Annotated in this window: 4 protein-coding genes; 2 read left to right on the top strand and 2 right to left on the bottom strand. The window is 55.8% G+C overall.

The features are described 5' to 3' along the window. The first annotated feature begins 87 nt into the window (after positions 1 to 87). Together BMW46_RS02820 and BMW46_RS02815 are read left to right on the top strand one after the other, a co-directional pair. The gene (locus tag BMW46_RS02820) at positions 88 to 2,328 is read left to right on the top strand and encodes a TonB-dependent siderophore receptor (protein WP_256376926.1); all 2,241 of its coding nucleotides are present in this window, start codon (positions 88 to 90) and stop codon (positions 2,326 to 2,328) included. 44 nt (positions 2,329 to 2,372) lie between these two features. Continuing rightward, positions 2,373 to 3,344, top strand: a complete 972-nt coding sequence (locus BMW46_RS02815; protein ID WP_074704260.1) for an alpha/beta hydrolase — start codon at positions 2,373 to 2,375, stop codon at positions 3,342 to 3,344. Between the two features lie 21 nt (positions 3,345 to 3,365). Here the strand turns inward: BMW46_RS02815 and BMW46_RS02810 are convergent, their stop codons facing one another. Both BMW46_RS02810 and BMW46_RS02805 read right to left on the bottom strand, forming a co-directional pair. Then, the gene (locus BMW46_RS02810) at positions 3,366 to 4,550 is read right to left on the bottom strand and encodes a papain-like cysteine protease family protein (protein ID WP_074704257.1); all 1,185 of its coding nucleotides are present in this window, start codon (positions 4,548 to 4,550) and stop codon (positions 3,366 to 3,368) included. 100 nt (positions 4,551 to 4,650) lie between these two features. Then, positions 4,651 to 14,238, bottom strand: coding sequence for a non-ribosomal peptide synthetase (locus BMW46_RS02805; protein WP_256376925.1), 9,588 nt, complete (start codon positions 14,236 to 14,238; stop codon positions 4,651 to 4,653).

Genomic DNA, 14,238 nt, shown 5'->3' with positions numbered 1-14,238 from the left:
TATACAAAAACTATTAAAGGGCTCTGTCCACTTACACGACCCACCAAACTTGTAATCGCAATACAGTACGCACTCCTCAGCCTGTCCGTGGCTGGCTACGTGCATGCACAGGAAGCTTCCCCGGAATCAGCCAAAAAATCTCAAACGAATGTTCCTGCAGCAGAAGGTAATGCCGAATCCTCTGCTGCAGAATCTCCCAAATTGGGGGAAAAAGCTTCAAAGGGGAACGCCCCATCGACTCAGGAGAATACGCAGCAGGGGGAAAATTCTGAATCAGCTAAACCCTCCGAAACGGTTCTGCCGACCTTGGTCATCCGGGAAAAAGGGGTCCAGGAGGGATATGGCGTTAAAAACAGCATGACGGCAACCAAGACCAAGACGCCGATTATAGAGGTACCGCAGTCCATTTCAGTCATCAATCGCAATGAGCTGACTATGCGCGGGGTAAATCTCAATTTCACCGAGGCGCTGCGCTATGTACCGGGGGTCGTAGCTGACACACTTGGTTTCAATGGAACAGGCTTCGAGTATGTAAGCATGAGGGGCTTCAACTCCCTGAGCACTGCCAACTTCCGGGATAATTTAAGCCAGCAGGGGAGAGGACTTTTTTTTGCTGACTTCATTACCGACCCTTATTCCCTCGAGCGGGTGGACGTATTGCGCGGTCCCACTTCGGTCACGTTTGGCCGGGGCGACGCGGGAGGTATCATAAACCGTGTTACAAAGCTGCCCACTTCCACTCCTATCCGGGAGGTCGAGCTTCAGTATGGCAATTTCGACCGCAAGCGAATCGCTGGAGACTTTGGCCTGGCCAATGAAGATGGAACGCTCATGTTCCGCCTAGTGACTAGCGCGCTCGATACGGACACCCAGGTACGCTTTCCCAATACAGGTGGAGACCGAGCCCAGATCAGGCGCTTCTACATTGCGCCGTCACTGACCTGGCGCCCCACCGACAGGACATCGGTCACGCTTTTTGGCGATATCCTGAACAACCGCAGCGAAGCGGCCGCCTTTTACGTAGCAACGCGAGAGGGCAACCCCACTAATACGTTGCTGGGCGAACCCAACTTCACGCGGTACTCAAGCGACCAGGCTTCCTTCAGCTACAAACTCGAGCACCATTTCAACGACACCTTCACGGTACGGCAAAACTTCCGTTTCATGGGGCTCAATGGCAGATATAGAGACATTAATCCTGCAGGATTTGCAGATGAGCGAACCTTGGATCGCAGTGCAGTCGCTACCCGTGAACGGTTGAATCAAACCGTGCTGGATACGCACGTGGAAGCTCGTACCCAAACAGGTCCCCTCAATCATACCGTACTGGCCGGAATCGACTGGAACCGTGTTGAGTCCACCCTCAAACATTTTATAGGCAGCGCTCCCTCCATCGATATTTTCAATCCTGTATATAACCAGCCGGTGCCCACTCCGGATTTCCTATTCATCGATGGCAACCAAAAGATAGACCAGGTCGGCTTTTACGTGCAGGATCAAGTCAAGTTCAACCAGTGGGTGTTGACTCTGAGCGGCCGCCACGACAGGGTGTCGAGCGTTACCAACGTTAATATTTTCGATCCGCAGCATACCGCGAGCAAGGATTCCGCATACACCGGCAGAGCTGGCCTCACCTACCTTTTTTCCAACGGGATCGCCCCTTATTTCAGCTATTCGCAGTCGTTTCTACCTCAATACGGAATTGATTTTGGTAATAACAGCCCCTTCAAACCTGCGCGAGCCTCTCAATACGAAGTAGGCATCAAGTATCAGCCTCCAGGCACCAGGAATTTGTTTACGGCGGCATTGTTCGAATTGACCAAAACCAACGTTTTGATTCCTGATCCCCGTACACCGATTGGCGTGTCGCAAGCAGGCGAGATACGCTCCCGGGGCGCGGAATTGGAAGCAAGAACGGAAATTTACCGGGGAATGAATTTGATTGGCGCGTTCACTTATAACGACGTCAAGGTAACAGAAAACGCCAGTGGTTTTATAGGTAACATGCCTGTTCGCGTACCCAATCTGACGACCTCAGCCTGGCTCGACTATAACCTCGGCGCATTGAATGTTAGCTGGTTGAAGGGGTTCTTCATCGGAGGTGGCGTACGCTATGTGGGCAGGGTATTCAATGATGAGGCGAATACCAGCACCACACCTTCCTTTACCCTCTTCGATGCAATGCTGCGATACGATCACGGCCCCTGGCAGTTTCTCATCAATGCCAACAACATATTCGATGATAAATACTATTCGGCCAGCACCGGCGGAAACTTCTTCCTGGGGACGCGACGCAGCGTCATAGGGACATTGAAACTCAGGTTCTAATGTCAGCACAAAGAAACTTGTTCTACGATAGCTGAGACACTTGCGTGGCGCTTGATCCTGATCTTGCAGCATTTCTCGAACTTGTGGAAGCGGGCATCAGCAACGGTGCTCCTCCCTTGCATGAGTTGCCGCCCACGAAAGCGCGCGAACAATACGACATATCCACCCTGGCTCTGGATAGCCCAGGTATGGAGGTCGCGAGCGTCAAGGAAATCGGCATCCCTTGCCGGGATGGAAACGAGATAACGGCAAGACTCTATGCGCCTCTGCTGGACGAGCCGTTGAACGGCCTGGCGACACCCGCGCTGCTGTATTTTCATGGAGGCGGATATTGTATCGGCAGCCTGGATTCCCACGACTCACTATGCCGGACACTGGCTGCGCTGACCCCCTGCTGCGTGTTGAACGTCAGCTACCGGTTGGCGCCTGAGCATTCGTTTCCCACCGCGGTGCATGACGCCCAGGATGCCTACCAATGGCTTCTTTCCAACGGACTCGCTCATGGTATCGATCCCCAACGCATAGCCGTGGGAGGCGATAGCGCAGGGGGCACGCTAGCCACCGGATTGACTATCGCCGCCAGGGAAATGGGGTGGCCACAACCGGTATTCCAGGCGTTGCTCTACCCGTGCACAAGCGCGTGGCAGGATACCGATTCGCACCGCCGTCTGGCGAAGGGATACCTGCTCGAAGCCCCGACGCTGCAATGGATGTTCAGCAATTACCTGACCAGCGAAAGAGACCGGACAGACTGGCGTTTTGCACCACTCGAAGCAGAGGATTTGAGCAGCCTCGCTCCGGCATTTATTGTACTGGCGGAATACGATCCGCTCGTGGATGAAGGAATTGAATACGCCAACAGGCTCAGAGACGCCGGCGTTCCCGCTCAGTTCAAAATTTACGAGGGCATGACGCACGACTTTGCGCGCCTGACGAATATCCTCAACGACGCAAGCAAGGTGCGTGAAGAAGTTGCGCAGCAGCTACGGGGGGCTTTTGCTGCGCCTCGAACTTAACCAGGATGAGGATGGCACCCCTCACGCTCCCATCGTGTCATCCATGTTTGCCAATGGCCGTGCTGCTTCTCGTAACGCCTCCAGGGCCTCACGCATGGGCACCGGCTCGTTTTGCACCAGACGGCCTACCGCGTGCAATGGAACAAGCAAGTCCCTGCCTTCGTCTCCATAGCTGATCCATAGCGCTTCGAAATTCAGCGCAGGCACGCGAAATACGCGAAGTTCAGCCTCCTGCTCCGCTTCTCCCACCGCCTCCAGAACTTTGGCCAAACCTTGCGAGAATAAATCCAGTTGCCGTTGTGCCGCGGACATTTGCAGCACGCGGGACTCGCCTTCCTCGGTAACATCGTAAAAAGCCTGGGGAGTGTCTCCTACAATTTCGTAAACCCGCAAGGCAACGGGTTTCGGAGCTACCTGCCGCGAACCGAGCAATGAATCCAGCCCCAGGGAATATACGCGCTGCGCCATGCCCAGAGATGTTCGTTTTTCATCCTCTGTTTCTCGAGATGCACGCGATTCTGCGGATTCGGTTGCCGGAATTTTTCCCTGTTTTATCTGGAGCAGTGAACGAGCTTCCCATATGCGATGAAGTATAGACTCTAGCGGGATGAGATATTTTATTGGCATTTTGAAAAAGCTCTTGGTGAAATACGTATGTGTCCAGGTGCCGCTTCCTTGATAATTGCTGGCAAAATCGGAGACAGCAAGATGGCTCTTTCCATATATCGGATCATCGATATCAAAGTACTCCTGAGCAAGGACACGGCTATAACCATAAATCACCATGAAGTGGCCGCCCCCGCCGTTCCATCCGATCCTCGCCCCGACGGGTCTGCCAGCGTCTATTTCACTCTTCACCGCCTGAAAACTGGCTTGCCCGCCCATTATGCTGACAAAATTGTGGGTACGAGTGAGGGCTTTGTCGAGATACCAGGGCACATTACATGCCGAGGGAACGGGAGTGTCGCAACAGTCGCTATGATCAAGCTCTCCATTTGCGACCCGGCATTGCGTCCACGTACTCCACCACCAATAGAAATGGGATACGCTCGTTGCGGTTGCCGCCCAGCACCAGTTGGATTGGGTCTGCATCTGCATGTTGAATGCGAGCTGCTTCGATGAGAAAAGCTTGCCCCAAATGTTGAGTTCGTGCGAGAGGGAGCTGTAAGGAAGACTGGTAACGCGAACATATTCAGATACGTTCATTGTTCTTTCCTTTTGGATTATCGAGCTAACTTCGAGCACTTTTCATATCAAACCAATATTTCTTTATAGCCGATAAAGACTGGAAGACAAGGCGCAAAGGTTATAGAACCTTCGAGGGAATTGCTGTCCTGGCACCACCAGATCGAAGCCTACTTTCCATCTCGACAAACAACGCTTCCGCCCGGATGATCGAAAAGTGATCGATATCGATTTCGTTTCCGGACAATTCAGGCTGGCCTGTTTGCCTTGAAAGAGCCAGCCGGTCGGACAAGGGGCGGGTCGCAATCCACCAGCAGGCGGGCTGGATGTTCAAGCAGCCTAATTCCGGAGCTTGTGCAGCAAGCGCTTTCAAGTGCCGCGCAATGCCGAAGATACGAGCAAGTTCGCTTGCTCCCAGATCCGCATACCCGCCGCGCTTCTCTTTCGTAGGCGAAGCTGCACCTTCCGAAGCCGGCATGGTGGAGATCAATTCATCCAGCAAACCTGCCAAAGCCTCTCTCGATGGCTGCTTCAAGGATTGCAGACAACTCTTTTGATTTCCATCAGGAAAAACTCCATCCGCGCCATCGATTTTCGCTCCGGGCAGCACCACGGAAACAAAATCGGAAAAATCCTGTCGCCAGTCATCGGGCTCGGATTCGTCCATGACGGGAATGAAGGAATCGATGAGACCCAGAAACGCTACCTCCTGCCCCTCCGCCTCCAGTAACGCAGCCATCATGGCTGCAAGAGTGCCGCCAAGGGACCAGCCTGACAGATGGTAGGGTCCCTCCGGCTGTGTCCGGCGAATGATCTGGACATAATCTGCCGCCATCTTGTCGAGAGAAGTATCGCGATGCTGGGGGTCGGAGAGCATGCGGCAAGGTATTCCATAGACTGTTCGCTTACCCTGCAGATGCCGCGCAAGCGGCTGGTAGTCGAACACTGTTCCCAATCCGGCATGGATGCAGAATAATGGCTCGAGTTGCGCTTTTTCGTCGCGCTGGTTTAACAGCAGCAGTGGCTGTGTTTTGTCAGAAGCCTCAACGTCCGGGCCGAGCAAACCGGCAATGGTTGGACGTTGCATCAGATCCCGCAGCTTGAAATCGAATTTCAACCCGGGCAGGTTGCGCATTCGAGCCATGACTTTCAGGCTGGAGAGCGAATCTCCGCCGAGGGCGAAGAAGTTGTCGGTCTCGCCTACCCGTTCCACACCCAGCACCTCCTGCCAGATCTGAGCCAGAAGCCTGGCTTCCGGAGTAGAGGGTGCTCGATAAGTGTCGGCAGCAACAGCATCCGGCTCCGGTAATGCACTGCGGTCAAGCTTGCCGCTGGGCAGTCGAGGCAGCTCATCCAGGATGACGATATGCGTGGGCACCATATATTCGGGCAGCCGCCTGGCAAGTTGCTGCTTCAGCGTGCTTCCCAGCTCTGCACTCCCCTTCCGGGCTGGCACAGTCGTCCCCGTCGTCTCATTCCGCACGACATAAGCGGCGAGTTGCGGTCCTCCCGCCCCTTCCCGCACAACGACTGCAATATCGGTCAGTCCGGTAAGCTCACGTACGCATGCCTCGATTTCGCCCAGCTCGATCCGGAACCCGCGAATCTTCACTTGATGGTCAGCACGGCCGATATATTCGATATTGCCGTCCTCCAGCCAACGCACCAGATCACCCGTGCGATAGAGCCGCCCGCCATTCCCATCAAATGGATCGGCTACGAAGCGCTCCGCTGTCAGCCCCGCTCGTTCCAAGTACCCGCGAGCAAGGCCGTAGCCGCCGATGTACAATTCTCCAATCATGCCTACAGGTACCGCCTGCATATCGACGTCGAGCACATACGCGGTACGTTCTCCCACGGGTCTGCCGATAGGTGCGTAGGCGCAATCGAAACTGTTGCTTGCTTCCGTCTTCCAGATCAATGGGGTAACAACCGTCTCGGTGGGTCCGTAACCATTGATCAGAATGCGCGGCCGCAAGGTCTTTCGCACCAGGTCGTAGGAAGCCTTGGGCATGGCTTCGCCTCCGAAGACATAAAGCTCTACCGGGGGCGGATCGCTGCGTGGCGCAGCCCATTCGGCAACCTGGCCTAGGTAAGCGGGTGGAAATGCCGCATTGGTAATGCCATAGCTGTGCAAAGCGTCGTATGTCTGCTCCGCGGTCCACAGTTCCTGGTCGCGCACTGCCAGGCCGGCGCCGACTGTCAGTGCGGTCAGCCAGCGCTCATGTGCGCCATCGAATGAGAATGACATGAAGAGCAGCTCACATGAGTGCGAGGTCATACCATAAATTCCCGCCGTGGCTCGGCAGTGCATACTCAGTGGACCGTGCGCGACCGCCACTCCCTTGGGAAGCCCGGTCGAGCCCGATGTGTAGATAATGTATGCCAGATTATGCTCATGGAGGGGAATATCGGGGTTAGAGCCTGATTCTGCCGCGAGATCCAGTGAATCCAGCAACAGCGCCTGCACCCCAAAGCCGCTGCCGAGCTTGGCAAGCAACTTTTCTTCCGTCAAGAGGAGCGACATGCCGCTGTCCTTCACCATGAAGGACAGGCGCTCTACCGGATATTCGGGGTCGAGTGGTACATAGGCTCCGCCAGTCTTGAGCACGCCCAGTAGCGTGACAATGACCTCGAGCGAGCGTTCCATCGCCACTCCTACTCTCACTTCCGGTCCCACACCCATACGGGCGAGATGGTGCGCCAGCCGGTTTGCCCGCTCATTCAACTCCGCGTAGGATAGTTCCTGTTCACCCATGAGCAGCGCAATCGCTTCAGGATGTTGTTCCGCGTTCTGCTCGATCAGGTTGTGCACAAACTGACGCGAAAGCCGCGATGGCAAGGTTTCCAAATGTGCATTGGATCCGAGGGCAAGGAGGTGGCCAATCTCTCTTTTTTCCATCCATCCCAGTTCTCCCACACGCCGCTCCGGATGAGCCATCATTTCCCTCATCAGGAATTCCATATGCGCGCGCAAATCAAGCACGAGGTCGTCGGGAAGCTCGGCGCGTCCGTAGCAGTATTCGATTTCCAACCTGTCGTCCACCACGACCTGTAAATCCATCACGTATCCTGTCAGTCCCTTGCCTTTGATTTCCCCAAAGCGCAGTCCATAAAGCTCGTTGCTACGCATTGCCTCATCGATGGGATAATTCTCGAACACGACAATGCTGTCGAAGAGGGGCCGACCGGAGGAACCGGCCCATCGTTGAATATCTGCAAGGGATGCGTGCTCATGCTCACGCAATCTTGCATTCATTTTCTGCAGCAGGCCGAGATACTCCGCTACTGTCAATTCACTTTTCCGCTCAACCGGAACGGGAATGGTATTGATGAACATTCCCACTATTTCCTCGGCTTTTGACAGGCTGGGGGGGCGTCCCGCCACGGTAGCGCCGAATACCACGGTATCTTTGCCGGTATACCGTTGCAAAAGCAATGCCCATGCTGCCTGTACGAAAGTATTGAGGGTCACTTGCTGCCGCTGCGCAAAGGCTTTCAGCCGACGGGTTTCCTCGATGCTCAGAAGAGTATATATCTGCGCAAACCCTGATCGCGTGTCTGGCTCGCTTGCTCCGTTTGTTGTTTTGCCTGTCGACTTCGCCAACAGAGTCGGCCCCTCAACCCCTGCAAGTTCGGCTTCCCAAAAAGCCTTGGTCGCCTGCTCGTCCTGTTGCAGAAGCCATCGTACATAGTGACCATAATCCGGTCCTGGCGCAGCAAGCGCCTGCCCGGCGTAACAGCGCAGCCAATCGCTGATGAGGATGGCGTCCCCCCACGCATCGAGCAATATGTGGTGCCGCGTCCATACCAGCTGGTAGCGATCGTCGGCAAGGCGTATGAGGGCAAGCCGCGCCAGTGGAGGCATGAGAAAATCGAATTCCCGTCTCAACTCGTCCTCTGCATAGGCAGCAACACGTGATTCCAACGCATCCAGTCCGCGCCAATCCAGGTGGACGACAGGGGCGACAGGGGCATATGTTTTTTTGAAGATGATTTGCAGCGGACGCGTCAAGCCAGCTTGCCATAGAAAACCGGTACGCAGTATTGGATGACGGCTAACCATAGTCATCCATGCATTTGCCAATCGTTGCGGGTCCAACCCCTCAACTTCCACGCTGAGCTGATTTACATAAAGACCCGCGCCTTCCGCTGCCGTTTCCATGGTATGAAACAGCATGCCTTCCTGTGTGGGTGACAAAGGATAAGCATCTTCAATTTCATCCTCTGTAAATGGGAGCCCTGCAATCGCTGCAGAGCCCAGGTAATCGCGCAGATAACCCCGCTCGGGCTTGGCCGGTTCTGCAATCGGTTCCTCAATGGCCTCCACTGTTTCTGCCAACGAAGCGATGGTTTGCTGTTCGAATAACTGCCGGGGTGTGATCTTCAAGCCGGCACGCCAGGCTTTGGTGACGATTTGAAGACTGAGAATGGAATCGCCCCCCAACTCAAAAAAGTTGTCATGCCGACCCACCTGGGCTACGCCAAGCACTTGGGCCCAGATGGTCGCCAGCACTTCTTCCACTTCACCTTGCGGTGCCTCATAACGCTCCGTGTTGGCAAATTCCGGGTCGGGCAAGGCCTTGCGATCCACCTTCCCGTTGGGATTAAGCGGTAAACTCTCCAAAACAACGATTGCCGCAGGAATCATATAGTCCGGCAGCCCTTTGGCTAGTGCCTGACGCAGTAAGGCAACATCCACATCTTCCCCGCCATGCGATGAAACATAGGCCACAAGCTTCGCGCCTCCTGATAACCGCGTATCAGTGGCTGCCAGGGCAGCATCGGCTCCTTCCCGCGCAACTACCACCGCTTCCCTGATTTCAGGCTGAGCCAGCAGTTGGGCTTCGATCTCACCCAGTTCGATGCGGAACCCTCGAATCTTGACCTGATGATCCAATCGCCCCAGGTATTCGATCTGCCCATCGCCGCGCCATCTTGCCAAGTCGCCAGTTCGATAAAGCCGTCCTCCTTCTTCATCGAAAGGATCGGCTATGAAACGCTCTGCTGTCAGTCCTCCACGGTTGGGATAGCCACGCGCCAACCCTATCCCTCCGAGATACAGTTCTCCAGCCACGCCTGGCAGAACAGGATTGAGATTCGCATCGAGGATGTATGCCCGGGTGGCCGCTATAGGCTTACCCAATACCGGTGCTCCGCTTTGGTCGATTTTTCCCACTGCGGACCAGATAGTGGTTTCAGTGGGCCCATACATATTCCATAACTCGACGCCGTGCGCGCACAACTGACCGGCAAGGTCGGGCTGAAGCGCTTCGCCGCCGCACAACGCTTTCAAGGGCTTGAACGGTTTGTTGTCTCCACCGTGTATTTCTCCTTCTGCTTTTCCTTGCAGAGGATCCCATCCGGCTGCAAGCAGCATGCGCCATCCGGCAGGTGTGGACTGCAGGACGCTGGGACGGTGGGTTTGAAGGAGTTGCGCAAGGGCCAGACCATCGCGGTTGACCCCCTGCGGAACAAGCACGAGGCGTGCGCCAACACTCAAAGGCAGATAGAGCTCCAGGGCAGCGATGTCAAACGACAGTGCGGTCACCGCCGCAAGCGTATCCTGGGCGTTCATACCTGGAAGCTCGCCCATGCTGGTAAGAAAATGGCTTAGCGCATGATGCACTACCCCTACTCCCTTTGGCTTTCCTGTAGAGCCTGAGGTATAGATGATGTAGGCAAGGTTGTGTCCATGCAGGGCGACTTGCGGGTTGCTGCCGGATTCCTCCTCGAGATCGAGCCTGTCCAGTTCCAGTACCACGCATTGGTCAGAATGGGGGATGGCGGATCGAACCCGGCTTTGCGTCAGGAGCAGCCCGATGCCACTGTCTGTCACCATGTAGGCCAGCCGCTCCTGCGGATATTCCGGATCAAGCGGCACATATGCCCCGCCCGCCTTCAGGATGGCAAGCAATCCCACCACCATGTCGATCGAGCGCTCCACCGCAATGCCTACCTTGACCTCCGGCCCAACCCCAAGCCTGATCAAGCGGTGCGACAGACGATTCGCTCTTCGATTCAGTTCGCCGTAGCTCAATTCGACATCGCCAAAGACCAGGGCAACCGCTCCTGACCGCTCTTCAGCCTGCCGTTCGATCAGCCTGTGTACAGGCTCGGTATTGGCATAGCGCTGCTCGTTGATCCCCCAGACCTTAAGCTGTGCCCAATCGGCTTCGCTCAGTATGTCGATGTCGCCCAATCTTTGTGGCGAATTCGCGGGAGTGGTGGCAATCCTGTCAAGCAGCCGTTTAAGTTGCTTCGCAATGGACTCCACCGCCGTTCGCGAGAAATATCTGCAATCGTAGCTGTAACCCAGCGATAGCACGTTACCCTGCATGACCGATACCATCATCGGATAATTGCTGCTTTCGCGATTACGGATATTGGAAAAAGCAGGCCCGCCTGGAGTCGATTCGCGCAACGCCTCATCCATGGGATAGTTCTCGAACACGAGAATGCTGTCGAATAATCCCTGCCCGCTTTGTCCCAGCCAGCGCTGGATTTCATACAAAGGTGTTTGCTCGTGTTCGCGCGAGGCGAGGTTCTGCGCTTGCAAGTCGCGTAGCCATGCGCCGATCTGGTACTCGGGCTGGAGCGTTACCGACACGGGAAGCGTATTGATGAATAATCCCAGCAAGTGCTCCGCTCCCGGCAAGGTTGCCGGCCTTCCCGCCACCGTAGCGCCGAAAAGAACGGTTTGCTTCCCGGTGTACCGACTCAGCAAGATCGCCCAGACACCCTGTATCAGAGTGTTGAGGGTGACGCGCTCGCGACGGGCAAACTGAATCAACCTCTCGGAAAGGGAGAGCGACAGTTCAGTGAAATGCTCCCCATACTCTTCATGATCGGAATTTTCTCGATGCGCAGGCAATGTCGCCGCCAGCCGCGTCGGCTCCCCGATTCCCTTCAGCCGCTCCCTCCAGTATGCTTCGGAAGCTTCCATATCACGATGCTGCAGCCATTCGATAAATCGGCGATACTCGCCTCTGTCCCGAAACGACGCTTCCTGAACTGGAGAGAGCTCTCCGGCATATCGCCGCAATACTTCCCCGGCCAGTTGGGAAGTGCTCCATCCGTCAAGCAGCAAGTGATGGATCGTCCAGATGAAGTGGTACCGCTCGTCGGTCAATCTCACCAGCGCGAGGCGCATGAGCGGAGGTCTGGTAAGATCAAAACCCGAGGCGTGTTCCGCCCGGGCCAATGCCTCAAGATCGCGCTCCCTATCCTCCCTATGCTCCTTATCCTCCCTGGTCCGCCAGTCGTGTTCCACAAATGGCAGCTCGACGGACTTGGCTACCCATTGCAGGGGCTTGCTATCCTGAATCACGAAACCTGTCCGCAACACTGGGTGGCAAGCCACCGCAGCCTGCCATGCAGCCTTGAAACGAGTTGCATCCAGTCCCTCGATATCGGCCCTCAACTGATTGAGGTAAACACCGTGGTCGTCCCTGTCAAATACGCTGTGGAAAAGTATGCCCCCCTGCAATGGAGAAAGCGGATAAAGGTCCTCAAGCTGTGCGGTGGCTACGGGCAGACTGTCCAGCTCGCGCTGGGTGAGTTCGACCAGAGGGAAATCCGAAGGAGCAAGGCCTTGTATGCCGCTGGTGCAATGGACAATCAACGTTTCAAGCTCAGCCTGATAAACGTTCATGAACGCCTCAATTGTCGCCCTGTGGTAACGCGCGTCGCTATAGCTCACCGTAAGGCACAGCTCGCCCTCATAAACATGACCATTTATGGAAATATCATGACTGAGAGGTGCATTTTCATCGGTCAGATCCCCTATCGATTCGGCCGCCAACGTCCACAGTGCGCTTTCGTCGAAACTCGCATCCAGTTGCCCCAGATAATTGAATACGACTTCGGGCTTGGGCAAGGATGCCAGGAATTCACGCTGTTCGGGCGTGCCGTGATATTTGAACAGTCCGTAACCCAATCCTTTATTCGGTATCTTCCGCAGGTTTTCCTTGATTCGCTTAATCCTCTGATCCAGATCCCCGGATGGATCGAGCATCACCGGATAGAGAGTGGTAAACCAGCCGACCGTTTGCGAAAGGTCGGTATCGTATAAATCTTCCCGGCCATGGCCTTCAAGATCGATCAGGATTGCCTTATGGCCGCTCCACCAGCAAAGGGCGCTGCCCAAAGCGGTAAGCAACAGGTCGTTCACGTGAGTACGATAGGCTGCGGGCGCTTCCTTGAGCAAGGCGCGGGTCTGCGCCTTACCCAGCTTGAGCACAGCATCGCACTGGAGCCGGACGAAGCTCGCACCCTCTGGGTTATCGCGGGGCAGTATGGCCGGTACTCTCGTCAAGCTTCGCCAGTAAACAAGTTCTTCTGTATTTTCATGCACATAACGCTGCAGCCGCTCGATCCATACCTCATAGCCGCCCGATTTTTCGGGCAATGCGATAGCTTGGGCGTTCCGGGCCTGACTATAGGCATTCTGCAAATCCTCGAGCAGGATACGCCAGGAAACACCGTCAATCACAAGGTGATGAATGACCAGCAACAACCGCTGGCTGCCATCGTCCATATCGAAAAGCACAGCGCGCAGCAGTGGGCCTTCGATGAGATTCAGGCTGCGCTGCGCCTCGTTGCATAGCGCTTCCAGGTCGGCGGCGGTAGCAGCTTTGCGCACCCATAACAAATCATCCGAAATGGATTCCCCACAAGGCTGCTGCCCCCAAAACTGTTGCCCACAAAACTGCTGCCATTGGCCGCCCTCATTTCTAGCGAAACGGAAACGAAGCGCATCGTGGTGCCGCACCACGGCTTCCAGTGCTTGTCCAAGATGTGCAGGATCCAGGTGCTCCCGGCTTTCCAGGAGCGCGGCCTGGTTCCAGTGATGTCGCGCAGGAATTTCCTGTGCGAAGAATTCAGCCTGAATAGGCAGCAGCGGTAGGAGTCTCCTCGAGCCTCCGTCGCTCAATCCTTCTTTCGGTTCTGCGCTTGCGATTGGGGTTAGGGTAGCAACGGTTGCATCTTGAGCCTCGAGTGCCATTGCCACCGCCGCCAACGAAGCGATGGTCTGCCGCTCGAACAATTGGCGTGGCGTGATCTTCCAGCCGGCACGGCGCGCTCGAGTGACGATCTGGAGGCTGAGTATGGAATCGCCCCCCAGCTCAAAGAAGTTGTCATGCCGTCCCACCTCTGCCACACCCAACACCTGCCCCCAGATACCCGCCAGAACTTCTTCCGCTTCCCCCTGCGGCGCCTCATAATGCTCCGTATGGGTAAACTCCGGCTCAGGCAAGGCCTTGCGGTCTACCTTGCCGCTCGGATTGAGCGGCAGACTCTCCAGCACTACAATCGCCGAAGGCAGCATGTAGTCTGGCAAAACCTTACCCAACGCTTCACGCAGTCGCGAAACTTCCATCTCCGCGTCCGCATGCAAGGAAACATAGGCAACGAGTCTTGCTCCTCCCGCAGGATTGGAGGCACCGGCCCCTTCCCTGGCAACCACCACCGCTTCCCTGACTCCCGGCTGCGCCAGCAATTGCGTTTCGATTTCGCCCAGTTCGATGCGGAATCCCCGTATCTTGACCTGATGATCCAGCCGCCCCAGGTATTCAATCTGACCGTCCGAGCGCCATCTTGCCAAATCCCCCGTGCGGTAGAGCCGTCCGCCTCCTTCATCGAAGGGATCGGCTATGAAACGCTCAGCAGTCAGGCCACCCCGGTTGAGATAGCCGCGAGCGAGCAG

Origin of the sequence: Nitrosospira multiformis, from assembly GCF_900111585.1 — a bacterium.
Taxonomy (GTDB): domain Bacteria; phylum Pseudomonadota; class Gammaproteobacteria; order Burkholderiales; family Nitrosomonadaceae; genus Nitrosospira; species Nitrosospira multiformis_B.
Note: the sequence above shows the minus strand (reverse complement) of the source record. Positions and strands in the feature narration are given on the sequence as shown.